Raw genomic sequence first — 22,816 nt, forward strand, 5'->3', positions numbered from 1 at the left:
TTTCAGGGTCGTTACGCGGTAACGGGCGCATGGCCGGCGTTGCCGCGTAACGCCTCAGATATCCAGATTCAGCCGGCCAGCCGCACGGCGTGGCTCCGGCGCAAGCCGCTAGAAGCAGGAAGGGAAGTAACGCAGTAAAGGCGCGGGCCGCATGGGCGGCAACCCATACGACCCGCTGACCACCACCAACTCATACAGTGAGTTGATCATGGCTGATGCCAATCATAAAGCACGTCTGCCCGCCACCGAACGGTTCGTCACCATCCAGGAATCCCGGCGGTATCAGAAGCCGGCACGCCTGCCCTTCCATATGTGCAAGGAGCCGGCCACCTTTCCGTGGATGAAGCTCCCCGGAAGGTGGATCGAGACCGCCGGCTTTGAACCCGGATCACGCGTGCGTATCACCGTCGAGTGCCAGCGGCTCATCATTACGCCGCTAAATGCAGAAGGGCCGCGAACGCGGCCCTTCTGTCATGCATCAGGCAATTTCAAGGATTACACCATCGCTTCGCCTCATCAACAATGGCTCTTTCAAAGAAGTCCCTCTCCCAAGGCCGGTCATCGGCCTCACTTGCGGCATAGATAAAACTATCCACTTCGTGGAAGTCAATCAAATTCGCGCCGAGACTTGCCCGCCATATGGCTTTTGCACCATCTACAGGAGACACCGATCCAGTCAGAATGGATTCCGAAATCCGCTTCGCGTAATGCCTAAGCGCATCAATTGTCAGCATTCCCTCGATGCCCACTTCCAATAGTATCTGTCCGAACAACTTGCGAATTTCGCCGGCCTCGTCGCTCGTGCAAATTGCAAGCTGTACAACAGCATCCCTACGGTCTCCCTCAAGTAGCGCACGGGACGCCATCTCTATCAATCCTTGATCATCAAGGAGGCCCAGCACTCGCAGGGCTTCGGCGTGAACGACGTCAAACACTTTGCTCATTTGAACTTGAACCCTTCGCTAACGCCTGTCACCAGGTTGTTCCAATAGTGAATAACAATGTTCTTCCCAGTCTGCGCATCAGGATGAACGTACTGCATTTTTGCCCAAACGTCCCCTGGATATCTTGAGTCGTTGATTAGCCCTTGCATAATACGTTCACCTGCTCCGGCTTTTGCCGCATCAAGCGCCAATTGCTCCGCAAGAGTGCTAGCAACGGTTCGCACAGTACCCGGACCGATACAAATACTGACGCCGCCACCTGTCGCCATGCAGCCGTTATCGTCAATGTTTGGCGGGGGGATCAACGGCTTGCAAGATGCACCGTCATCGATAAGCCCTCCCGGCATCACTTTTGCGAGGCCGAACGGATCTCTGGACTGAATCGGATTTCCACCCACATAAGCATACGCGTTCGTCTGCCCACTCGCGTAGCCTATCGGATCCTCACTGATGAACCTGCCCGTCTGCGGACTGTAATACCGGTTCCGGTAGTAGAACATCGGTACTGCGCCGACACTCATCGGTTTGCAGTTGGGCAAGCGCGTCGTAGCTACATTCGTTGAACGTACCTACCTCCGGTTGGCTGTGACCGCCCAAAGTCCACTGGTCCGCCCGAGCAAGAGTAGATAAACGAAGGGCCGCTCAAACGCGGCCCTTCTGGTGTCTGACTGTTGATAGCCTCAAAGCTAGGGACTAGCCCGTGCCACCTCCCTCGTTCTCAGCAAAGTAGCGCTTGCCTAACTCGATGTCTTGGGGTCTGCAATCTTCCGGTGCGTCCAGGTATTCTCGAATACGTCTTTCCAGTCGAACCCGAACAGCTTCAGGTCGCAATTCAGATAGCCTGATTCGCGTCACGTATGCTGCCGCCCCGTGCAGAACTTCGTACAGAGCGGTATGCAAATTGCGCATGATGGTTTCCTCCGGCGAACCTATATATCGACTCTCACGAACGTCCGCCATGTCATACAGACCGCGGATCGAATATAGCCCCGATTCAGGCTTGCTCCTCCGCAAAGAATGCACATCAATTTCCGCTGGCCATTCTGCGAGTGCCCGACTGAGCAAATCCTCAAATTTGAATGACATGTGTGTTCCGTCCATCATTTTCGAATCCGGCCATCGGGCCAGATGCTCTGGGGAGTTCTTCCGTTTTCCCACGATTTCCTGTTCGGCCAGCGCTTCCACTGACTACCGTCGCCCTCGCGATTACCATGACCCGACTTGTCGCGTTCCCAAACGGAGCCATCGAGGCACTGCTTACCGGGCGTCCCCGGAATGTTTTTGAATCTTTCTGCACTCTCGTCAGGATTATTCGGATAAACAACAGGATCATCAGCGTTGCTGTCCGCAAAGGTTCCGCCAGAGGGGTTGCTTAACCAGTCGTCAAGCCCCTGCGAACCAGACCCAGGCGTCCTCGGTCCGAACCCGCCACCTGGTACATATGGACCCGGCGTAAGAGAACCGCCACCAGCAAACTGCAACCCCGACGGATCGCTGAACTGAACCGAGTTCCCACCCACATAAGCATACGCGTTCGTCTGCCCACTCGCGTAGCCTATCGGATCCTCACTGATGAACCTGCCCGTCTGCGGACTGTAATACCGGTTCCGGTAGTAAACAAACGTCCCGACGCGAATCCGCCCTCACATGGGCCGCTTCCCCTTAGCCGGCAAAGCTTTGCCGCGTATCGACTTCACCAGCAGAGAATTTTTTCCAGACGCGATTCTCGATTGATTCGTATCTCGAAACAAGTACAACTTCAGGGTCGTTACGCGGTAACAGGCGCATGGCCGGCGTTACCGCGTAACGCCTCAGATTTCCAGATTCAGCCGGCCAGCGTAGTAATCAGCCTGCCCTTTGGGTAGCTTCCCCGCCCGCCTGAGGTAGGGCGCAGGCGCATCCCTGTTTCGGCGCTGCCGGTCGTGGCGCGAACCCTGTCGGTTTCGCTGGAGGAGCTGTTCGGCGAGCCCGATAGCTCACCTCGCAAACGCGGCCCCATGCCCAGATGGCAGAAGCACATCGAAGCCATTGCGCAGTTGCCCAAAGCGAAACAGCAGTTCGTCGCGCAGATGCTCGAAGCCGTGCTCGCGCAGGCGCAGCAGTAGTAAGGAAGGGGATGTAACGCCGTAAACGAAGCGCGGGCGATGAGTGCGCTAACACTCACCGCCCGCTGACCACCACCCACTCTTATCAGGAGAGTCGATCATGGCTGACGCCAATCACAAAGCACCACCGCCACCCGTCACCGAACGGTTCGTCACCATCCAGGAATCCTGGCGCTATCAGAAGGAGGCCCGCAGGCCCCTCCGTATGCGCAAGACGCCACCCCTCTTTCCGTGGATGAAGCTCTCCGGCCGATGGATCGAGACCGCCGGCTTCACACCACGATCCCGCGTGCGCATCACCGTCGAGCACCAGAAGCTCATCATCACACCGCTTTAAATACAGAAGGGCCGCTCACGCGGCCCTTCTGCAATTCACAATCCCGCCACAGCTACTCTTCTTCCGGCGGGTCAAACCACAAATCAAAGTGCAACTCCATATCCAGCGATGCCAGTGCCGCCATCTGCTTCGGCCCAAGCGCAGGGCCACCATTTCCCGAAACGGAAGACCAGAAGCAGTAAGTTCGGTACCAGCAGCCCATCTCCTTAATCTTTTTCATGTCAACGCCATACGTTTCCAACTCTCGCAGTATAAGATCCAAATGATCCGCGACGTCGACGGAGTCGAGTTCCTTGGTGTCGAAGAACCAGCCAAGAAGACCGTTCCTATTGCTGGTTCTGGTCGGGGAAATTTTTATCTCGTCCGCCATGCGATTCATCGCATCGGCATCAGATCCATAAATACAAAGCGTTACGTAGGTCCGCGCGCAAGCTGACATGTTTCATCCAATAAGTTAATACCGCGACCGGCCGCCTTTGCCGCTCTTGCCGCCCTTCCCCACCGGACAACCTTCGCCATTCCACTGGTTCCAGAAGTCGTCAAGCATGGGCTTAGTGAAATTAACTGGACCCGGGATACCTTCGTCCTGTTTTATGCCATGCACCCAATCGCGGAAATTCTTATCGTTGTACCCGTACCATTGGTCGCCTTTATGTAGACCGTATGGATCGTTGAACTGCACCGGGTTGCCGTTGACGTAAGCATACGCATTCGTCTGCCCACTCGCCCAGCCTATAGGGTCTTCACTGATGAATCGTCCGGTCGCCGGACTGTAGTACCTATTGCGGTAGTAATACAACCCCGTCCCGTCATTCTCCCGCCCGGTGTACTGCTGCGGGTTCGCATCCGCTGCGCCACTCTGCGTCGTCTGTCCGTAAGGCTCGTAGCGGTACTGCGTGACGATGTTCTGCCCCGCATCGGTCGGCGCAATCACGTTGTTGTTCGCGTCGCGCAACACGTAGCGGTCGGTTGCCGGATCATCACCATTGCGCCGCATCAGCAATTCGTCCGGCGCACCCTCGATGAACAGCGGGAACTGCTGCAGCCGGTGCGACCAGTCGTTGTCCGTGTTCGCGATCGCCAGATCGTCGCCCACGTTCAGGTAGTCCGTCGTCCTGCTGCCGTTCGCAATCATCCGCTTGCGGCGCCCCAGCACGTCGTACTGGTACTGGATACTGCTGCCGTCGGCGCTGTCGATCTGACTGAACTCGCCAGTCACGCCCCAGCCGTAGCGATTCACACCGTCGCCGGTGAGGCTGCCGTTCGCGTCATAGGTGAACGTCTTTCCCGCCCAACGCGTGAGCTGGTTCGCGCCGTTGTACTGCGCGTCAGCGACCGGTTGCGGCAGTGTTGTCTTCGCGAGCGAGCCGCCCATGCCGGTCCGGCGGCCGGCCGCATCATAGGTGTACGTCAGTGTGCCAATCGTTGTGCCGTCGCTCCTGCCGTATGTGATCCCGGTCAGCTGGCCGGCGGCGTCCCACGTGTAGGCAATCGCAATGCCATTGCCCAGCGTCGCCTTCGACCGGCGGCCCAGGGCGTCGTAGGCAAAGGTAAATGTCTTCGGCGCTTCATCGTTTAGCGTGTACTGCGCCTGCGTGATCCGGTGTTCCGCGTCGCGCATGTAGTCTACTGTCGCGTCGTTCAGCACCACACGCGTCAGGTCGCGGCTGTCCTGGGCATATCCAAACTGCTGTGTCTGGTGCCCCGGCAGATTGGGGAACTCCTGCACGTCCGCCACCTTGCCGCTGACCGGATCGCGTTTAACCATCAGCACCGCAGCGTTGTCCGTGAAGTACGGATCTTTCCAGGCACTCTGCGACGTGATCTGGAATTTCCCGGTCACCGCGTCCCAGCCGTAGTTCTGCGTGCGCATCGGACGGTCTCCGCCGGGGGGCGTCAACTCCCTGCGCGTGAGGCGGCCCGCCGCGTCATACCTGTATGTAGTGACCTGCCCCTTGCGGTCGGTCACGCTGGCCAGTTGCCCGGCACTGGTCCACGTGTACGTCTCACTGTGGCCCAGCGGGTCGGTTTTACTCACCGGACGGCCGATCGCGTTATAGGTGTAGCGCGTGGTCACCCCCTTCGGGTCGCTCTGGCTGAGCAGGTGCCCGTTACGGTCCCACGTGAAGCGGGTCACGCCGTTCAGTGCATCGGTGATATCGGTCGTGCGGTCCAGCGCGTCGAGTGTGCGCTTCGTCCTGTTGCCCAGCGGGTCCTGCACCGCCGTCACACGGCCTGCCGCATCCGTCGTGTACTGCGTGGTGCGGTTCAGCGGATCGGTGACAGCCGTCAGGTCACCGCCGGTATAGGTGTAACGTGTGACGCCTTTCAAGGCATCGGTCACCGTCAGGACGCGACCCTGCGCGTCGACCGTGAAAGTCGTGCGCTTACCGAGCCGGTCAGTGACCGTCAGCAGGTTGCCCTTCGCGTCGTACGTGTAGACGGTGGCCACGCCCCGCTGCGGATCGCCCGCTTCCGCGTCCGTCAGGACCTGGCTGTAGCCGTCATGGGTGCGCGTGTGCAGCGTGCTGTACTGATCGGCCTCACTGATGCGATTGCCGTTCGTGTCGTAGCCATAGGTGTACTGGCGATCGCCTGCCGCCAGGTTCGTCACCCGGCCCGTCGCGTCGTACGTGAAGGTCTGCACCTGCTGCGCGGTGTCACCCAGCGGATACGTATTGCGCACCACCCGTCCGTTTGCGTCAAACTCCACGCGGCGGATGCTGCCGCGCCGGTCGGTCACGTCGGTCTGCGTGGCCTTGCCGCCGCCCAGCGTGTAGGCGAACGCAAAGGTACTGCCGTCCGCGAGTTTCTGGGCAATGACCCGATCGTTGTCGTCGTAGGTGCTGGCGACCTGGAGATTGCCCTCGGGGTCGGTGATGACTGCAAGGCGTGAGTTGCTGTCCCAGCCGTATTTCCAGATGCCGCCGGCTGCGTCGCTCACCTGAACCAGACGGTCCGCGCTGTCGTACGTGTAGCTCACCTGGCGGCCCAGCGGGTCGGTCACGCGCGAAATGAGCGGCGTGCCGCGCGCCCCCACGATCGACGTGAACGTCAGCGTGCGGCCATTGGGGCCGCTCACGCTGGTGATCGCACCCGTACTGCTGTCACGGGCAATCACGACAGCATTCCCGTTGCGGTCCTCGAGACGGCTCAGGCGGTACACGCCGCCCATCGACGTGAAGCGCTGGATGCGGCCATCGCGCAGCGTCAGCGTCAGGCCGGTCGTGCCGGCCGCGTCGATGCGGGCACGGTAGTACTCGCCGGGACTGGTCAGATCGTCCCAGCCCTTGCCGCCGCTGCCCGCGCGCGGCGTGAACGGCACACGGATGCCGGTGGCCTGGCGAAGTTCGAGGCGCTGGCGGTCCGTGCTCATCGCGAGGATCGTGTCGAAGCCCAGGCCGCCGCCGACACCGAACGCGCCCACCAGCGGCCGGCCGCTACTGTCGTAGGCACCGCTACGGTAGGTGCGGGCAAGATCCAGCGGCAGCGTGTCGGTCACCGCCAGATCGTGGCGAAAGAAGTAGAACTGGCCGGTGTACAGGTTGACGGGCTCACCGCCCGACGTGCTGCTGCCGCACCCGGCAGTGGCGTCGGCCGCGCAGTTGTCCGGGTCGTCCGGCATGCTGCCCTCGGGCGAAACCGGTTCGGTCGTGTCGGTAGCCGACGGACCGCTGCAATAGCTCGCGATCACCGAAGGATCGCCACAGACGTAGCCGCCCATGCCGCCGAAGTCAGCGGCCGCGGCCTTGAGCGGGCACATCGGATCGGCAGGATACGCGCCGGACGCCGCGTAGCGGCCGGGACACTCGACAGCATGCGCGTGCGGCGTGACAAACCACGACAGCAGCACGAAGAAGAACAGCACGAACGGGCGCAGGAGGACCCGACGCGCCGTGAGGGCATCGATGGCGTGCATAAGGATCTGGGAGAGACTGGGGAAGGAACCCGGAAGATCAGGCGCCGCGAATCTGGCGCGCGCTGGTCTGAATCGGGATTGACGACAATGCCGGATTACCGGCCTCCGCAGCCGGCGGAGAACCCGTGCCGCTCACCGGCACCGCAGAAGCCACCCCACCCTGCCGCCGGATTGCCGTGATGTTGCCCGCCGCGTCGTAGTCGTAGTCGTAGTACGCGGTGGCGCCAGCCACGGCGACCGACGTCAAGCGGCCCAATGCGTCGTAGCCGTAGGTGATGTCGTCGGCGTAGGCAAGTGTGACAAAAGCGAATCCAAGCATCACTCCGCAGCATCTGCCAAGTAGTCGCAGCAATCCAGACGGCAAAGGCATAGACAACAGAGAAACAGGCTGCTCGAAGGTATTTTCAATGGCCATCGATATCTCCTCCCACAAAACATAAGTAAGTTTTACTTAATATTTTTTAACGATATCGAAAGGAAATCTCTGCGCCCACTTCTTTTGTGTCAAATTTGGTCAATACAAGAATCGATGATCCGCGTCAAAGCACTCTCCGAAGCACGCGGGTCCGCGAAGGCATCCAGACAGCTCACATCTCAGCACCAAGTCAGCCGTCCGAACTCCCGCATATCTCGAACCGTCGAGAGAGGTAAATCCCCCTCCGTCTTCCGGGCCGCACTCTCACCTTCAGCCCCCGCCGCCCCGCAAAACGGACACCCCCCTCCCTTTCCGTTAAAATCTACGGTTTAGCACTTCGCTCCACGGCCAGCCCGCGCGCTCCGGCGTTTGCGGCGCGGCCCTATGCCCGAAAGGCACTTCATGCTCACGTTTCAGCAAATCATCCTGACACTGCAGTCCTACTGGGATCAGCAGGGTTGCGCGTTGCTCCAGCCGATCGACATGGAAGTCGGCGCGGGCACGTCCCACGTCCATACTTTCCTGCGCGCAATCGGTCCGGAACCGTGGCGCGCCGCCTATGTGCAGCCATCGCGCCGCCCGAAAGACGGCCGTTACGGCGAGAACCCGAACCGTCTGCAGCATTACTACCAGTACCAGGTCGTGCTCAAGCCGGCGCCGGAAAACATCCTCGATCTGTACCTCGGCTCGCTGGAGGCCTTGGGCTTCGACCTGAAGCAGAACGACGTGCGCTTCGTCGAGGACGATTGGGAAAACCCGACGCTCGGCGCCTGGGGCCTCGGCTGGGAAGTGTGGCTGAACGGCATGGAAGTGACCCAGTTCACCTACTTCCAGCAGGTCGGCGGTCTGGATTGCAAGCCGGTGCTCGGCGAAATCACCTACGGCCTCGAACGTCTCGCGATGTACCTGCAGAAGGTCGAAAACGTTTACGACCTGGTCTGGACCGAGTGGGAAGAGCAAGGCCCGAACGGCCCGGAACTTCGTCGCCTGACGTACGGCGACGTGTACCACCAGAACGAAGTCGAACAGTCGACCTACAACTTCGAGCACGCGAACGTCGATCTGCTGTTCACGTTCTTCAACAGCTACGAAGCGGAAGCCAAGCGCATGATCGAAGCGCAGATCGCGCTGCCCGCTTATGAACTGGTGCTGAAGGCCGGCCACACGTTCAACCTGCTCGACGCCCGCGGGGCAATCTCCGTCACGGAACGTGCGGCCTATATCGGCCGGATCCGCGCGCTGTCGCGTCTGGTCGCGCAGGCTTACTACGACTCGCGCGAGAAGCTCGGTTTCCCGATGCTCGGCAATCCGGTGCACGGCGTGCCCGGCCTGACGACCGACGAACAGGATGCCGCGATGCCCGCATGGGCGCCGCCGCTGAAAATCGAACGCAAGATCGATCCGGACTGACGAGAACATCAAGAAATGACTCAACCCCATCAAGCCACCCTGCTCGTCGAGCTGCTGACCGAAGAACTGCCGCCGAAAGCGCTCGCGCGCCTGGGCGACGCGTTCGCCGAAGGCATTGCGCAGCGCCTCGCGGCGCGCGATCTGATCGAAGGCGAACTGTCGTTCGAACGTTACGCCACGCCGCGCCGCCTCGCCGTCACGATCAAGAATGTGCGTGCGGTCGCGCCGGAAAAACACGTGCGCGAAAAAGTGCTGCCGGTTTCGGTCGCGCTCGATAAAGACGGCCAGCCCACCGCACCGCTCGCCAAGAAACTGGCTGCGCTCGGCTTCCCCGATTTCTCGGTGAACGACCTGGAACGCGGGCAAGACGGCAAGGCCGAAGCCTTCTTCCTGCGCTACGCCGCGCCGGGCGCCACGCTCGTCGAAGGCCTGCAAAGTGCGCTCAACGAAACGCTCGCCAAGCTGCCAATCCCGAAGGTGATGACGTATCAGCGCCCGGACGGCACCAACGTGCAGTTCGTGCGCCCGGCGCATCGCCTGACCACCCTGCACGGCGACCAGGTCGTGCCGGTCACGGCGCTCGGTATCGACGCCGACGACACCACGCTCGGCCATCGCTTCCTGTCCGAAGGCCTGGTGCAGATCCAGCACGCGGATTCGTACGCCGATACGCTGTTGCACAAGGGCCGCGTGGTCGCGAATTTCGCCGACCGCAAAGAAACCATCCGCACGCATCTGCTCGCGCAAGCCGATGGTGACCAGGTCGTGATGCCCGAATCGCTGCTGGATGAAGTGAATTCGCTGGTCGAATGGCCGGTGGTCTACGCCTGCCGTTTCGAGGACGAATTCCTGCAAGTACCGCAGGAATGCCTGATCCTGACCATGCAGACGAACCAGAAATACTTCGCGCTGACAGACGCGAACGGCAAGCTGCGCTCGCGCTTCCTGATCGTGTCGAATATCGAAACGAAGACGCCGGGCGACATCGTCGAAGGTAACGAACGCGTGGTGCGTCCGCGTCTGGCCGATGCGAAGTTCTTCTTCGAGCAGGACAAGAAAAAGCCGCTCGCCGAGCGCGTGCCGCTGCTCGCCAACGTCGTGTATCACAACAAGCTGGGTTCGGCGCTGCAACGCGTCGAGCGCGTCGAAGCGCTGGCAGGTGCAATCGCCTCGCTGATCGGTGCGGATGCCGCACTGGCAAAGCGCGCCGCGCGTCTCTCGAAGGCCGACCTGATCACTGACATGGTCGGCGAATTCCCCGAGCTGCAAGGCACGATGGGTACCTACTACGCGCGCCACGACGGCGAGCCGGAAGAGGTCGCGCTGGCGTGCTCGGAACACTATCAGCCGCGTTTCTCCGGCGATGCATTGCCCGCCACGGCAACCGGCACCGTCGTCGCGCTTGCCGACAAGCTCGAAACGCTGGTCGGCATCTGGGGCATCGGCCTGCAACCGACCGGCGAGAAAGACCCGTTCGCGCTGCGCCGTCATGCGCTGGGCGTACTGCGGATTCTGGTCGAGAAGCAATTGCCGGTCGATCTGATCGAATTGCTGCGCACCGCTTACGCGCAATTTGCCGCCGTGCCGGGTGTCGCCGATTCGACGCAGGCAATTTACGAATTCAGCATCGACCGCCTGCGCGGTCTGCTGCGCGAACGCGGCTATGCGCCGGGCGAAATCGACGCGGTGCTGGCACTGAACCCCACGCGCCTCGACGACATCGTCGCGCGTCTGGATGCGGTGCGCGAGTTCGCGGCGCTGCCGGAAGCGGCCTCGCTCGCGGCGGCTAACAAGCGCATTTCGAACATCCTGAAGAAGTCGGAAGGCTCGGTCACCGGCGGTGTGCAGGTCACGCTGCTGACCGAAGCGGCGGAAAAAGCCTTGCATGCGCAACTGGAGCAGGTCGCACCGCGCGTGCAATCGCAACTCGCCGTGCGCGACTATACGGGCGCGCTGACCGCGCTCGCCGCGTTGCGCGAACCGGTCGATACGTTCTTCAACGACGTGATGGTCAACGCCGAAGATCCGGCGTTGCGCGCCAACCGTCTGGCTTTGCTCGGCGCGCTGCATCAGCAGATGAATTGCGTCGCCGACATTTCCCGACTCGCCGCCTGAGCCCCGCGCCATGCCGACCAAAAAAGTGGTGATCCTCGACCGCGACGGCGTGATCAACGTCGATTCCGACGCGTTCATCAAGTCGCCGGACGAATGGGTCGCCCTGCCCGGTTCGCTAGAAGCGATCGCGCGGCTCAACCAGGCGGGTTATCGCATTGCGGTCGCGACCAACCAGTCGGGCATCGGCCGTGGTCTCTTCGACATGAACGCGCTCAACGCGATGCATCTGAAAATGCATCGCATGGCGGCGGCAGTCGGCGGGCGTATCGACGCGGTGTTCTTCTGCCCGCATACCGCACAAGATCACTGCGAATGCCGCAAGCCAAAGCCCGGCATGCTGAAGATGATCGCCGAACGTTTCGAAGTCGATCCGCAGCATACGCCGGTGGTCGGCGACGCGATGCGTGACCTGGAAGCAGGCGCTTCGCTCGGACATCCGACCCATCTGGTGCTGACCGGCAAGGGCCGCAAAACGCTCCAGGCCGGCGGATTGCCCGAAGGCACGCGCGTGCATGACGACCTGCGGGCGTTCGCGCTCGACTTCCTTTCCGCCGCTCAAGAGTGACACGCACCACGCGCGTCCCCAACCCTCACAGACCACGCCGATGCGCTTCATTCGTTCCCTGCTGCTGCTGATCTATTTCGTGCTCTTCACGGTGCCGTACGCCACCGCGTGCTTCATCGCGTTTCCGTTCATGCGCGCCGACAACCGCTACTGGATGGCAGCCGGCTGGTGCAGCGCCACGCTGCGCACGGTGCGCTGGCTGAACGGCATCCGCTACAGGATCGAAGGCTTTGAGAACCTTCCCGACGGTCCGGCCGTGCTGCTGTCCAAGCATCAATCGGCGTGGGAAACGCTGGCGTTTCCGGCGCTGATGCCGCGGCCGCTGTGCTACGTGTTCAAGCGCGAGCTGCTGTACGTGCCGTTTTTTGGTTGGGCGCTCGGCATGCTGAAGATGGTTCACATCGACCGCAAGGAAGGCAAGTACGCGTTCGAATCAGTCATCAGGCAAGGCAAGCAGCGCATGGCAGAAGGCGCCTGGGTCATCATGTTTCCGGAAGGCACCCGTACGCCGACCGGCAAGCAGGGCAAGTACAAAACCGGTGGCGCGCGTTTCGCGATTGCCACCGGCGCACCCGTCGTGCCGATCGCGCACAATGCCGGGCGCGTGTGGCCACGTAACTCGTTTCTCAAATATGCGGGTATAGTCACAGTGTCGATCGGCAAGCCGATTGACACGACGGGGCTCACGCCCGATGAAGTGAACACGCGCGTCGAACAATGGATCGAAGCAGAAATGCGTCGCATCGATCCTACTGCGTACCGCGCGGCGGATAGCAGTTCCGCCGCCGCACCAATCTGACGCGCCCGCGCCCTCGAAGGCGCATTTGCGCGAAGCCGAATCCGATGCAGAAGTCTCCTACGTCGCAGCCCGCTGTGGCGCTCGATAACCGGCAGCTCGATCTCCCGCTCTTCGCCGAGCCGGGGTCGACGTCGTCGTCCCCAACACCCTCCGCTCCGTCCGCGGGTTCGCAGAGCGGGCAGCAGCCGGCCGTGCCGCTCGCGCCGGACGGCACCAAGCTGCGCAGCCTCACCATCGGTTCGCGCACGCTGCACTACGTACTCAAGCGCTCGGCACGCCGTTCGATCGGGTTTGCGATCGACAGCACCGGCCTGATGATTACCGCACCACGTTGGGTCACGCTCGCCGACATCGAAACCGCGATCACCGAAAAGCAGCGCTGGATTTTCACTAAGCTGATCGAGTGGCAAACGCGTGTCGAACAGCGCGCGCTGCCCAAGGTCGACTGGAAAGACGGTGCGGAAGTGCCGTATCTCGGCCAGCCCGTGCGTGTGAAGCTCGGCTCGCCGCAAGGCACGCTCGCGTTCAATGCGGCTGAAGCCGCGTTGCAGGTTCCACTGCCGTTGCAAGCCGATCCGCAGCAGATCAAGGATCGCGTGCAAGGCTGGCTGCAGGGCGAAGCAAAACGTCTGTTCGGCGAGCGCCTCGCGATCTACGCGGAAAAGCTAGGTGTCAACTATCGTGCGTATGCGCTCTCTTCAGCGGCCACCCGTTGGGGCAGTTGTTCAAGCGACGGCAAGATCCGCCTGAACTGGCGGCTGATTCACTTCCCGTTGTCGATCATCGACTACGTCGTCGCGCACGAACTCGCGCATCTGCGGGAGATGAATCACAGCCCGCGCTTCTGGCAGACGGTCGAATCGATTTTTCCGGAATTCCGCGAAGCGCGGCAGACGTTGAAGTCGCATCCGCCGGAATTGCTGCCGACGCTTTAGAACCCTCGGGCTTTCTTCGGCACAAAGCCGCAAAGGCACAAAGCCGCGAAGCCTCAAAGCCGGTGCCTCGACCCGACGCACCGGCGTTCCAAAACCCGCCATTTACTCCGTGCAGAAAGTTTCCTGCAGGTGACGCCACATCACCTTGCCGTGTGCGTCGAGTTCCAGCACCGCTGTCGAGCGTCGCACGTTCGCATTGCCCGCGCTGTCGCGCTGATACTCGCGATATTTCACCACCGCGCCCGACGGATACTCGGAGACGATTTCCATATCGCGGATGGTGATCTGCGAGCCGGGTCGCGCGCCGTTCAGCTTCGTGAAGATCGCGCGCAGGCCCGCGTGGTCGAGTGCGAGACCGGACGGCATGACCATCGTGAATTGCGGAGCAAAGCGCGCCATGATGTGTTCCAGCGCGCCGTGATCCGCGGAGCCGTCGAACAACGCCTGAATTTCGACGTGAATGTCGGCAAGTTCGTTGAAGTAGGGATTGCTGTTATTCATCGCTTGTCCTCACCCTGCCGCTTACGTCACTTTTTCTTCTGGATGAACTCGATCTTGTAGCCATCCGGATCTTCGACGAAAGCAATCACGGTGGTGCCGTGTTTCATCGGGCCGGCTTCGCGCACGACCTTGCCGCCTTGAGCCTTGATCTTGTCGCATGCTGCATAGGCGTCTTCCACTTCGACCGCGAGGTGGCCAAAGCCGCTGCCGAGGTCATACGACGGCGTGTCCCAGTTGTGCGTCAGCTCGAGGACGGTGCCGCTGCGTTCGTCTTCATAGCCGACAAACGCCAGCGTAAATTTACCTTCCGGATAATCGTCCCGGCGCAGCAATTTCATGCCGAGCAGGTCGGTGTAAAACGCAATCGAACGGTCCAGGTCGCCGACCCGGAGCATGGTGTGAAGCAGGCGCATCGTGTACTCCCTAGTGCGTGATGTCGAGAACGAGAATGTACCCGGAATTACGCCACGCTGCAGGGAGCCTCAACGTTGCAGCATGTGGGAAACCCACGTCAGGACACACGACACGCCCATTTTCAGCCCGCGCTCTTCACCTCGTCGCGCAATACGCGCCGCAAAATCTTGCCGACGTTAGTCTTTGGCAGTTCGCTGCGAAACTCGATGATTTTGGGGCGCTTGTAACCCGTCAGTTGCTCCTTGCAGAAGGCGAGAATCTCCGCTTCGGTGAGCGCGGGGTCTTTCCTGACCACATAAAGCTTCACCACCTCCCCCGCATCCGCGTCCGGCACGCCGACCGCCACCACTTCGAACACGCCCGGGTGCTTCGCCACCACGTCCTCGATTTCGTTTGGATAGACGTTGAAGCCCGACACCAGAATCATGTCCTTCTTGCGATCGACGATCTTCACGAAACCTTCTTCCGTCATTACGCCAATGTCGCCGGATTTGAAGAAGCCATCCGGCGTCATCACCTTGGCGGTTTCATCGGGACGGTTCCAGTAGCCGGCCATCACCTGCGGCCCGCGAATGCAGATTTCGCCGCGCTCGCCGAGCGGCACTTCGTGACCGGCGTCGTCGCGAATCGAAATATCCGTGGACGGCAACGGCAAACCAACCGTCCCGGTGAATGCGGTGGACGTCGGCAGATTGGTGGTGGCGCACGGCGAGGTTTCCGAGAGCCCATAACCTTCGACAATCGGCACGCCGGTCACCGCTTGCCAGCGTTGCGCAACGGCTTGTTGCACCGCCATGCCGCCGCCATTCGATTGCACCAGCTTCGAGAAGTCGAGCGTCTTGAAGTCGGGTTCGTTCAGCAGCGCGTTGTACATCGTGTTCACGCCGGGGAACGAGTTGAGCGCGAAGCCTTGCAAGGCTTTGATCATCCCGGGCAGATCGCGCGGATTTGGAATCAGGATGCCCAGGCCGCCACAACGTATCGTCAGCAAACCGCAGATTGTCAGCCCGAAGATGTGATAAAGCGGCAGCGCGACGACCGTGATGTACTGCTTGATATCGCTGCGCTCGCGATAAACCGGCTCGCGCCACAACGCCGATTGCAGGACGTTGGCGATCAGATTGCCATGCAGCAAGGTGGCGCCCTTCGAAACACCGGTGGTGCCGCCCGTGTATTGGAGCACGGCCACGTCGTTCTGCGTGAGCGCGACCGGCGTGAAGCCCGCCTCCGCACCGCGGGCGATCGCATCGTCCAGCGCGATACATGAACTTGGCGGCACATCGCCCGCAACCACGGGGCTCCCCGCACCGAGCATCTCGCCGATCGAGGTCAGCACAACATGCTTGACCGACGTATGCGCCTGCACCGCCTCAAGTGTCTTCGTGAACGTGTCGAGCAGCACGATTGCTTGCGCGCCGCTATCGATCAACTGATGCTCCAGCTCTCGCGGCGTATACAGCGGATTGACGTTCACCACCACGTAACCGGCACGCAGAATGGCTGCCATGGCCACCGGATACTGCAGCACATTCGGCAGCATCACAGCAATACGCGCGCCCCGCGCAAGACCCAGCCGTTGAAACCATGCGGCAAGATCACGCGACTTCGCATCCAGTTCGCCGTAGGTCAGTTCACGGCCCATGCAGACGAACGCGCGCTCGGCCGCGTGCGCCACGAAACTCTGCTCCAGCATGTCGCCAACGGAACTGAACCGCGTAGCGTCGATCTCCGCCGGGACGCCCGGCGGGTAGGACTTCAACCATATTTTTTCCAAGTCTCCTCCTTGTGTTTCGTATCGCGCTGCGCCAATGCACGATGTGGCGCGCTGCGCCAACGCACCGAAGCGCGCGACGCCGCTTCTATCCTGGCTCTATCGCGTGGTCAGTGCGGGCATCCGCCGTACCGGCCGGTCGAAGCAGTCAAAAAACTCGCGCAACTGCCCGGCCGTGCCGCGCTCCAGGGTTACTGCGCCGCTCTCGAGACACTTCGGCAACTGCGCCGCCATGTCGCGAAGCATACTGTACAAGGTGGCGGTTTCCAGCGCGAGTTGGACGTCGATCGTCGCAGGGGCTAGCTCGTGAATCTGCAACACGCCACGCCGCAATTCGAGCACGTATGTTTCATCGCGATCCGTCACGCGGAATGCGAGCGTCATCTGTACGTCGGTACAACGTTGCGGATCGACGTTCACGCTGAAGCGCTGGAACACATTGCGCAACGGTTGAGCGCGCAACACATCCACCGAGGCGAGGCTCGAACTGCCGCCAAACGGCAATTCGTCATAGGCGTGTTCGAGCTCGCGTGCCGCGCTCAGGTACCAGTTGCGCCAATTGGTGTTCACCGTACGGTAGCCCAATTCGCGCAACGCGCTCGCCTTGAGATTGCGTGCATCGGTGTCGGTTTTGTCGAGACGCACCAGCAGCGTGGCCAGCTCCGCGGCCCAGCGCCAGTCTGAATCGTCTAACGCCGCGCGCACGGCGGCGCGCACCGCTTCTGCGCCGCCCATCATCTGCACCATGCGCTGCGAACGCTCAACGCGCGGCAACGGATCGAGCGATGCCGGATCGCCGTCGAACCAGCCGAGCTGGCCGCTATACACCTGTCGTACCGAATGCTTGACTGTGCCGTAGTACTCGCCGAGCCATGCATGTTCCGCGAGATGAGGCGGCAGCGCGGGAATCGCCTCGGCGAGTTCATCCGGACTCAGACCGAAGTTCATCTGGCGGATGGTCTGGTCGTGGATGAACTGGATAGCGTCGCGATACACGCACAACACCTCGGCAACGTATTGCGCGCCCGATACCGGGCGGCCATGCGCCGGCACCATATGCGCCGCATTGAAGCCGCGCATCATGTCGATCGTCTGATACCAGCGCACCGGATCGCGATAACGCGTGCCGCGCAGCGTATGCACGTTCGCGAGACACTCGCCCTGGATCACTTCCGCCGACAGCAGTACTCCGAGCTCGGGCAGCCACATGACGATTTCGTCGTCGGCTTCGGAAGGCGCATAGCGGAACTCGAAACGCACGCCCGCCAGCACGATGTCGAGCCTGTCGTCGAACACACGGGTCGGCGCGAAGAAACTCGCCGGCTCGGCGATCAGAACCGGCCCGATACCCGCGTTGACCTTGCCGGTCGCGCCCTCCGGGAGCAGGGTGCCGAAGCTGTACGCCGAACGCGTGGCGAGAATCGGCGCCACGAGATTCGCGTTGTTGATCACGGTTTCCATCAACGAGCGGTGCGCGATGATCTCAATGCTGCCTGCCTCGAGCGCGGCTTCGTCGACAAAAGCACGCACGCCGCCCGTATGGTCCGTGTGGTTGTGCGTGTAGACCACGGCCTTGACCGGCAGCTTTGCGTGCCGCGGATCGATCGAGCAGAAATCTTCATAGATGCGTTTCGCAGCGGACACCGCTTCGGTCGCGTCGATGACCACGATGCCGTCGTCGCCCACCACGAAGATGATGTTCGCGATCGCATAGCCGACCGCGCAATACACGCGCTCGGCGACGCGGTAGATCCGCTGCGCCATGCGTCGCGAGTGTTCAGTGAGGCGTGGCGGCACGGTCGGCGCAGCAATCGTGAACGCGAGATTCACACCGGCGTCGAACGCGACGTCGAGCGGTTCGCCAAGATGCGGCGCATCGAAGGCGGGATTACGGACCCGTTCCGGGCAACATGAACTCATGCAGTGTCTCCTTGAAGGTTCGGCGGCGCGTAATGGAAATCGCGCGGCATCCGGATAGTTTTCTGACATACAGAACCGGAATTCCGATTCCGTTTTTTGGGCAAAAAAATCAGCCGTCCGCGAGGCCAAGGCAACGCCGCAGCCGGATCTGCAGCCATGAGCGCAGTTGGCGGCTGGACAGCGACAAAGGACCGGGGTCGTTCAGCACGCTGTTGACCAGCATGCCAAGAATCATCTGCAAGGTGGCGCGCACTTCGAATTCGAGCGCCTGGGTAGTGTCGTGATTCGCCTTGATGCCGCGCGACTGCGCCAACGCGCTGACGAGGCGCGGCACCATCATTGCCAGAACCTCGTGATTGGCCGACTTCACGACGTCCCAACTGGCTTTGCGCTGCGACGCCCGCAGCAATGACGCGTGATACAACCCGCGATTGCGCCGGAACGTCACAACGTAAAACGAAATAACTGCATCGGCAAGCGTGCCCGCATCGTTCGAACGCCAGGCCGGGTCACGCTCGACGGTCTCGCGTACGTGCTCGAGCCCCGCTTCCATTGCCGCATCCTGGAGGACATCGAAGAAGGCGTCCTTGTTGTCGAAGCGCCGATAGAACGCGCCGATCGACGTACCCGCGCGCTCGACGATGTCGTTGATCGACAGATCGTCGAGATTGCCGCTCGCTTCGATCAACTCGCGCCCGGCCTGCAGCATGCGAACGAGCCCTTGCTGACTGCGCGTCTGACGCGGCGCCGCGATGGCGCCCGGCTGCGTTTCGCGCCCGCGTGGTGAAGTCGTCGTCATGCGCTGTTCAGTCTCGGTTCGCTGCTTCGATAATAGGGAAGATTCTCGTGAAACCGGAATCTGGATTCCGGATCGTCCGCGATTGGGATCGCTGTGTCAACCGCATCCAGGGTAATCACGGGGACGCTCATCCGGTCACGCCGCCGGCCATTCGGCCGCCCGCTACGCCGTCGGCGCGCCGGGGTGCAGCAGGCCCTGCGCAGCGCGGTTGGCGTCCTCCATCACCTGCTCGGCAAGCCCCAACGCGGAATACGCGGCGGGCGAAGGCGTACGTTCGGCCAGATACACGAGCGCGAATTCCAGTGCGAGACGCGGGGGATTGACGAGCGGAATGCGCGCGAGCCGCCGCATTTCCAGATCCCGCCGCACTGCGGACGCCGTGGAGAACAGCACCGCGTCGGTCTGCGCGGCGACGTCCTTCAGCACCGCCACGTCGTTGCATTCGATCTGCAACGGAATCTGCTCATGAGCACGATACTTGAGCAGGCGATGCAAGGCGTCTTTCATGAACGCGGGCAAGCTCACCGAGACCAGCGGGAACTCGCGCAATGCCGCCAACTGCACGGTGTCGCGTGCAAACAGCGGATGGTCCGGCCGCGCGAACCAGCCGCCCTCGTGACGCGGCAGGCGCTGCAAGGTGACATCGGGCGTGACGGGGGGCACCCGGCGGTCGGTGACCAGAAAATCGATCTGTTCGCCACGCAGCTTGGCAAGCAGCCCATCGCCTTCGCCGAGTTCGATCGACACCTTGATCTTCGGAAAACGCCGCGCGAACTCCACCAGCAAGTCCGGCAGCAGCACGACGGCCGCATAGGGTCCGAGGCCGATACGCACCTCGCCGAGTTCGTGCGCCTTCAGCAGTTCGACGTCGCGGAACAGGCAACGCGTTTCGAACAGCACACGCCGGGCGCGCTCGACCAGCAGCCGCCCAGCCGCTGTCATCGCGACGCCGCGGGCGGCACGATCGAACAGCTTCATGCCGACTTCCTCCTCCAGCGCCTGAATGCTGCGGCTCAACGCCGGCTGGCTCAAATGAACCCGCTCGGCCGCGCGCGCAAAACTGCCTTCCTCGGCCAGTGCGATCAGATGGCCAAGGCGGCGGGAATTGACCTCATGCATGATTTGCAAGCTCCCGATAACGAGAATGCACTTGAACAATTCACTTATACCACCTCAAATGGGCGAAAACCCAGCGCCCCGCGCCAGAAACGGAGACACGCCTTGCCCACTATTCTCAGCAGCACGAAGCGCTGCACGGCGCTAGCCGCCGACACGGCGCCGGTTCAGCCCGCCCAAGCACGCGAGGCCGCACAGGGGCGCCGCTGGGTAATCGTCGCCTCGCTGTTCCTGTTCATGCTGATCAATTTCGCCGACAAGGCCGTGCTCGGACTGGTCGCGATCCCGATGATGCATGACATGCAATTGACGCATGGTCAATTCGGCTTCGTCGGCAGTGCGTTTTTTCTGCTGTTCTCGATCTCGGGCATCGCCATTGGCCTGATTGCCGACCGCGTCAATATGAAATGGCTGCTTGCCGCGCTCGCGCTGATCTGGGCGGTCGCACAGTTGCCGCTCGCGTGGCCGACCAGCTTTGCCGTGTTGCTGCTATGCCGTGTCCTGCTGGGTGCGGGCGAAGGCCCGGCCTCGTCGCTCGCGTTGCATGTGGTCTATAGCTGGTTCGACGACCGTGAGCGCAGTCTTCCCACCGTCATCGTGCAACAGGGGGCAACGGCGGGCGTCATCATCGCGGGGCCCGCGCTCACCTACATCTCGCAGCGTTGGCACTGGCACGCAACGTTTCTCACGCTTGGCGCGGTCGGCGTCGGCTGGACGATCCTGTGGCTGTGTCTGGGCAAGACGGGGAATCGTCAGCACAACCCATCACCCGCGCTTGCCGTTGCAGGGGCGGCCCCTCGCGCGGCGTCGTTGCGCTTGCGGCGCATGCTAGGCGACCGCACGGTCATCGGTGTGATGCTGCAATGCTTTGTCGCCTATGCGGTGATCGCGATCGGTTTCACCTGGGTGCCCGCGTATTTCCGGCTCGGCCTCGGCTTCGCAGCAACCGAGGCCGGCTGGCTGTTCGCGCTGCAAGTCGCGGCGCAGATCCCGATCGGCATCGCGCTCGCGATGATCTCGCATCGCATGCTCAAGCGTGGCGTGTCGTCGAAGGTAGCTCGCGGCAAATTGATCAGCGCGGCATGCGTGGTGAGCGGATTGGCGTACTGCGCATTGCTGTTCGGTGCGCCGCCGCTCGTCAAGGTCGCCTTGATGGGGCTCGCCAGCGCGTTGGCGCTCCAGACGTTCACCTTCGGTCCGATGCTGGTCGCCGAAGTCGCGCCAGTGGCGCGGCGCGGGGCCTTGCTCGCGATCACCAACTCGATCTTCACCACTGCCGGACTGATCGGCCCCGTCGCGATGGGCAAGCTGCTCGGCGCGGCAGGCGACGCGCGTGGCTACGAGATCGGGTTCGCAGTAACGGGCGTGCTGCTGCTGATCGTCGGCACAACGGGGTTCACGCTGATCGATCCGCAACGGTCGAAGCGGCGCATGGAAGGCGCGCCGGTGTAAATCGGGCATTCAAAACTGATGCCGCATACCGGCCATCAGGCCAATCTGGCTCCCCTTCTGCGCCAGCCCGACACCGTTGACGCCTTGCAACTGCGCGCCGATCAAACCGCCCCGGTACAGCGAGTAGTCGCCTTCCAGATAGACATCGGTGCGCAACGAAAGGTTGTAGTCGGCGACCAGTTGGTACTGCCACGCTGACCCGTTCTGCGCGGCGGTTTTGCCGTCCTGCAGGGTGCGCCACACGTTCGCGGCGAAGTGCCACGCGTTACCGACCTGCTGCGTGATGCCGCCCATGATCATGCGACGCCGCGAAAAATCGGTGTACTTGAGCGCGGCCAGCGCAGGCGCGGTAAACGGCCCGTTGGCAAAATTCGAAAAGCCGGCGTCATTCTGATTGACGATATAGCCGGCGGAGAACCGGGTCATGTTCCACGTGTACGACCCGCCGAAGGTCCACGCTTTCGCCGCGGCACCATTGACTGAATCTTTCGACTCCTGATACGCGCCGCCGAAGGTGAACGGGCCGCCCGGTGCGTAAGCGGCCGCCACGCCCACCTGGCTGCCGTACGAATTGCCCGCGTTGCCGCCGAATGCGTAGCCGGCGGCGAGATTGAAACCCGCATACTTCGCCTGATACTGCACCTGGTTGCTGGTCCAGATGCCGCCGGTCATCGTCACTTCCGGCTGAAAGCTGAAATCGTATGGAATCCAGAGATTGCTGCCATAACCGCCAATGGTCACGCCCTCGATCATCGCGTTGTACTGACGGCCGAAGATCACCTGACCATAGGAATCCGAGCGCACGCCCACTTGCGCTTCATTGAAGAATGGCAAGGTGGGATCGCTTTGGCCGCTATTCATGTAGAAACGGTTTTCGAGCTTGAAGAACGTCGACCAGCCGCCGCCCAGATCCTCGGTGCCCCTGATACCCCAGCGGCTCTCCGTCATGCCGCTATTACCGAGCCCGAGTGACGAATCACCGGCCTGATTTGCATGAGTCAGATAACGCACGCTCTCGTCGATCACGCCGTAAAGCGTCACGCTCGATTGGGCATGCGCCATGTGGCACGCCAACGCTGCGGGCACGGCCGCCATCGCCCACCTGCTTACGTTCTTCATTTCGTCTCCTCGTACAGGTTCCCGCTTTTTACGGATATTCGACACCGCCACGCTCGACGCAAAGTACCGGCACGCTGCTCATCTGAGGCCGCGCAAATCGACGGAAGACGCCATCCGGGTCTGCGTCGGAACTCATCACGAAGGCCCGTACAAGCTGCTTGAATGAGCTGACGAAATGCG

General features: G+C 61.8%; 23 protein-coding genes. 9 read left to right on the top strand and 14 right to left on the bottom strand.

Going from position 1 to position 22,816, the window contains the following annotated elements:
- Positions 1-340 precede the first annotated feature (340 nt).
- Entirely contained in the window at positions 341-586 is a 246-nt protein-coding gene (locus tag GH665_RS39550; protein WP_343038757.1) for a SymE family type I addiction module toxin, read from the top strand.
- Here GH665_RS39550 and GH665_RS38780 read toward each other — a convergent pair.
- From GH665_RS38780 to GH665_RS39660, 4 genes are all read right to left on the bottom strand, one after another.
- Positions 489-944, bottom strand: a complete 456-nt coding sequence (locus tag GH665_RS38780) for a hypothetical protein (RefSeq protein WP_167530885.1) — start codon at positions 942-944, stop codon at positions 489-491. The two genes, GH665_RS39550 and GH665_RS38780, sit on opposite strands and share 98 nt — an antisense overlap.
- Complete coding sequence (locus GH665_RS18250) at positions 941-1,465, bottom strand: RHS repeat-associated core domain-containing protein (RefSeq protein WP_153137271.1); 525 nt, start codon at positions 1,463-1,465, stop codon at positions 941-943. Before GH665_RS18250 ends, GH665_RS38780 begins: the two co-directional genes overlap by 4 nt.
- Before the next feature lie 172 nt (positions 1,466-1,637).
- Positions 1,638-2,129 (bottom strand): hypothetical protein, encoded by a 492-nt coding sequence (locus GH665_RS18255; protein WP_153137273.1) that lies wholly within the window; start codon positions 2,127-2,129, stop codon positions 1,638-1,640.
- The gene (locus GH665_RS39660; protein ID WP_153138581.1) at positions 2,045-2,581 is read right to left on the bottom strand and encodes an RHS repeat-associated core domain-containing protein; all 537 of its coding nucleotides are present in this window, start codon (positions 2,579-2,581) and stop codon (positions 2,045-2,047) included. The genes GH665_RS18255 and GH665_RS39660 overlap by 85 nt, the downstream gene beginning before the upstream one ends.
- A 285-nt stretch (positions 2,582-2,866) precedes the next feature.
- Here GH665_RS39660 and GH665_RS18265 point away from each other — a divergent pair, with 285 nt between their 5' ends.
- On the top strand, positions 2,867-3,049 hold the full coding sequence (locus GH665_RS18265) for a hypothetical protein (RefSeq protein ID WP_153137275.1): 183 nt from the start codon (positions 2,867-2,869) through the stop codon (positions 3,047-3,049).
- Between the two features lie 100 nt (positions 3,050-3,149).
- On the top strand, positions 3,150-3,386 hold the full coding sequence (locus tag GH665_RS18270; RefSeq protein ID WP_153137277.1) for a SymE family type I addiction module toxin: 237 nt from the start codon (positions 3,150-3,152) through the stop codon (positions 3,384-3,386).
- A gap of 52 nt (positions 3,387-3,438) precedes the next feature.
- On the opposite strand, the gene GH665_RS18275 is transcribed toward GH665_RS18270, so the two are convergent.
- From GH665_RS18275 to GH665_RS39130, 3 genes are read right to left on the bottom strand one after another with little or no spacing between them, the layout of a single operon-like run.
- Positions 3,439-3,825 carry a DUF4279 domain-containing protein gene (locus tag GH665_RS18275; protein ID WP_153137279.1) on the bottom strand — a complete coding sequence of 129 codons (387 nt, stop codon included), beginning with the start codon at positions 3,823-3,825 and terminating at the stop codon, positions 3,439-3,441.
- Positions 3,826-3,840: 15 nt separating this feature from the next.
- Positions 3,841-7,305, bottom strand: a complete 3,465-nt coding sequence (locus GH665_RS18280; protein ID WP_153137281.1) for an RHS repeat-associated core domain-containing protein — start codon at positions 7,303-7,305, stop codon at positions 3,841-3,843.
- 37 nt (positions 7,306-7,342) lie between these two features.
- Positions 7,343-7,624, bottom strand: a complete 282-nt coding sequence (locus GH665_RS39130) for a hypothetical protein (protein WP_246216245.1) — start codon at positions 7,622-7,624, stop codon at positions 7,343-7,345.
- A gap of 498 nt (positions 7,625-8,122) precedes the next feature.
- Between GH665_RS39130 and glyQ the strand changes: the two genes are divergently transcribed.
- The 5 genes from glyQ to GH665_RS18310 are packed head-to-tail and all read left to right on the top strand — an operon-like array spanning position 8,123 to position 13,544.
- Positions 8,123-9,130 carry a glycine--tRNA ligase subunit alpha gene (gene glyQ, locus GH665_RS18290; RefSeq protein WP_153138583.1) on the top strand — a complete coding sequence of 336 codons (1,008 nt, stop codon included), beginning with the start codon at positions 8,123-8,125 and terminating at the stop codon, positions 9,128-9,130.
- Between the two features lie 15 nt (positions 9,131-9,145).
- The gene (gene glyS, locus GH665_RS18295; protein ID WP_153137283.1) at positions 9,146-11,245 is read left to right on the top strand and encodes a glycine--tRNA ligase subunit beta; all 2,100 of its coding nucleotides are present in this window, start codon (positions 9,146-9,148) and stop codon (positions 11,243-11,245) included.
- A gap of 10 nt (positions 11,246-11,255) precedes the next feature.
- A complete protein-coding gene (gene gmhB, locus GH665_RS18300) occupies positions 11,256-11,810 on the top strand; it encodes a D-glycero-beta-D-manno-heptose 1,7-bisphosphate 7-phosphatase (RefSeq protein WP_144194646.1) in 555 nt (184 codons plus the stop codon).
- A 40-nt stretch (positions 11,811-11,850) separates the two neighbouring features.
- A complete protein-coding gene (locus GH665_RS18305; protein WP_153137285.1) occupies positions 11,851-12,609 on the top strand; it encodes a lysophospholipid acyltransferase family protein in 759 nt (252 codons plus the stop codon).
- A gap of 44 nt (positions 12,610-12,653) precedes the next feature.
- Entirely contained in the window at positions 12,654-13,544 is an 891-nt protein-coding gene (locus GH665_RS18310) for a M48 family metallopeptidase (RefSeq protein ID WP_153137287.1), read from the top strand.
- A 102-nt stretch (positions 13,545-13,646) separates the two neighbouring features.
- Here the strand turns inward: GH665_RS18310 and GH665_RS18315 are convergent, their stop codons facing one another.
- The 6 genes from GH665_RS18315 to GH665_RS18340 form a co-directional block, all read right to left on the bottom strand.
- On the bottom strand, positions 13,647-14,045 hold the full coding sequence (locus GH665_RS18315; protein WP_153137289.1) for a hypothetical protein: 399 nt from the start codon (positions 14,043-14,045) through the stop codon (positions 13,647-13,649).
- 26 nt (positions 14,046-14,071) lie between these two features.
- Complete coding sequence (gloA, locus tag GH665_RS18320; RefSeq protein WP_153137290.1) at positions 14,072-14,458, bottom strand: lactoylglutathione lyase; 387 nt, start codon at positions 14,456-14,458, stop codon at positions 14,072-14,074.
- A gap of 122 nt (positions 14,459-14,580) precedes the next feature.
- A complete protein-coding gene (locus tag GH665_RS18325; protein ID WP_153137292.1) occupies positions 14,581-16,233 on the bottom strand; it encodes a long-chain-fatty-acid--CoA ligase in 1,653 nt (550 codons plus the stop codon).
- Positions 16,234-16,329: 96 nt separating this feature from the next.
- A complete protein-coding gene (locus tag GH665_RS18330; RefSeq protein ID WP_167530965.1) occupies positions 16,330-18,150 on the bottom strand; it encodes an alkyl sulfatase dimerization domain-containing protein in 1,821 nt (606 codons plus the stop codon).
- Positions 18,151-18,259: 109 nt separating this feature from the next.
- The gene (locus GH665_RS18335; protein ID WP_153137297.1) at positions 18,260-18,949 is read right to left on the bottom strand and encodes a TetR/AcrR family transcriptional regulator; all 690 of its coding nucleotides are present in this window, start codon (positions 18,947-18,949) and stop codon (positions 18,260-18,262) included.
- 162 nt (positions 18,950-19,111) lie between these two features.
- A complete protein-coding gene (locus tag GH665_RS18340; RefSeq protein WP_153137298.1) occupies positions 19,112-20,068 on the bottom strand; it encodes a LysR family transcriptional regulator in 957 nt (318 codons plus the stop codon).
- A 102-nt stretch (positions 20,069-20,170) separates the two neighbouring features.
- On the opposite strand from GH665_RS18340, the gene GH665_RS18345 reads away from it, so the two are divergent.
- Positions 20,171-21,517: an MFS transporter gene (locus GH665_RS18345; protein ID WP_167530966.1), complete on the top strand. Its 1,347-nt coding sequence runs from the start codon at positions 20,171-20,173 to the stop codon at positions 21,515-21,517.
- Positions 21,518-21,526: 9 nt separating this feature from the next.
- On the opposite strand, the gene GH665_RS18350 is transcribed toward GH665_RS18345, so the two are convergent.
- Positions 21,527-22,636 (bottom strand): porin, encoded by a 1,110-nt coding sequence (locus GH665_RS18350; protein WP_153137301.1) that lies wholly within the window; start codon positions 22,634-22,636, stop codon positions 21,527-21,529.
- Positions 22,637-22,816 lie beyond the last annotated feature (180 nt).

The sequence above is a fragment of the Paraburkholderia agricolaris genome, assembly GCF_009455635.1.
GTDB lineage: Bacteria > Pseudomonadota > Gammaproteobacteria > Burkholderiales > Burkholderiaceae > Paraburkholderia > Paraburkholderia agricolaris.

What these genes read in the sequence shown, in the direction of transcription:
- GH665_RS39550 (WP_343038757.1), top strand. Translation starts at nt 341, where the DNA reads ATGAAGCTCCCCGGAAGGTGGATCGAGACCGCCGGCTTTGAACCCGGA.
- GH665_RS38780 (WP_167530885.1), bottom strand. Translation starts at nt 944, where the DNA reads ATGAGCAAAGTGTTTGACGTCGTTCACGCCGAAGCCCTGCGAGTGCTG.
- GH665_RS18250 (WP_153137271.1), bottom strand. Translation starts at nt 1,465, where the DNA reads ATGAGTGTCGGCGCAGTACCGATGTTCTACTACCGGAACCGGTATTAC.
- GH665_RS18270 (WP_153137277.1), top strand. Translation starts at nt 3,150, where the DNA reads ATGGCTGACGCCAATCACAAAGCACCACCGCCACCCGTCACCGAACGG.
- GH665_RS18275 (WP_153137279.1), bottom strand. Translation starts at nt 3,825, where the DNA reads ATGTCAGCTTGCGCGCGGACCTACGTAACGCTTTGTATTTATGGATCT.
- GH665_RS18280 (WP_153137281.1), bottom strand. Translation starts at nt 7,305, where the DNA reads ATGCACGCCATCGATGCCCTCACGGCGCGTCGGGTCCTCCTGCGCCCG.
- GH665_RS39130 (WP_246216245.1), bottom strand. Translation starts at nt 7,624, where the DNA reads ATGCTTGGATTCGCTTTTGTCACACTTGCCTACGCCGACGACATCACC.
- glyQ (WP_153138583.1), top strand. Translation starts at nt 8,123, where the DNA reads ATGCTCACGTTTCAGCAAATCATCCTGACACTGCAGTCCTACTGGGAT.
- glyS (WP_153137283.1), top strand. Translation starts at nt 9,146, where the DNA reads ATGACTCAACCCCATCAAGCCACCCTGCTCGTCGAGCTGCTGACCGAA.
- gmhB (WP_144194646.1), top strand. Translation starts at nt 11,256, where the DNA reads ATGCCGACCAAAAAAGTGGTGATCCTCGACCGCGACGGCGTGATCAAC.
- GH665_RS18305 (WP_153137285.1), top strand. Translation starts at nt 11,851, where the DNA reads ATGCGCTTCATTCGTTCCCTGCTGCTGCTGATCTATTTCGTGCTCTTC.
- GH665_RS18310 (WP_153137287.1), top strand. Translation starts at nt 12,654, where the DNA reads ATGCAGAAGTCTCCTACGTCGCAGCCCGCTGTGGCGCTCGATAACCGG.
- GH665_RS18315 (WP_153137289.1), bottom strand. Translation starts at nt 14,045, where the DNA reads ATGAATAACAGCAATCCCTACTTCAACGAACTTGCCGACATTCACGTC.
- gloA (WP_153137290.1), bottom strand. Translation starts at nt 14,458, where the DNA reads ATGCGCCTGCTTCACACCATGCTCCGGGTCGGCGACCTGGACCGTTCG.
- GH665_RS18330 (WP_167530965.1), bottom strand. Translation starts at nt 18,150, where the DNA reads ATGAGTTCATGTTGCCCGGAACGGGTCCGTAATCCCGCCTTCGATGCG.
- GH665_RS18335 (WP_153137297.1), bottom strand. Translation starts at nt 18,949, where the DNA reads ATGACGACGACTTCACCACGCGGGCGCGAAACGCAGCCGGGCGCCATC.
- GH665_RS18340 (WP_153137298.1), bottom strand. Translation starts at nt 20,068, where the DNA reads ATGCATGAGGTCAATTCCCGCCGCCTTGGCCATCTGATCGCACTGGCC.
- GH665_RS18350 (WP_153137301.1), bottom strand. Translation starts at nt 22,636, where the DNA reads ATGAAGAACGTAAGCAGGTGGGCGATGGCGGCCGTGCCCGCAGCGTTG.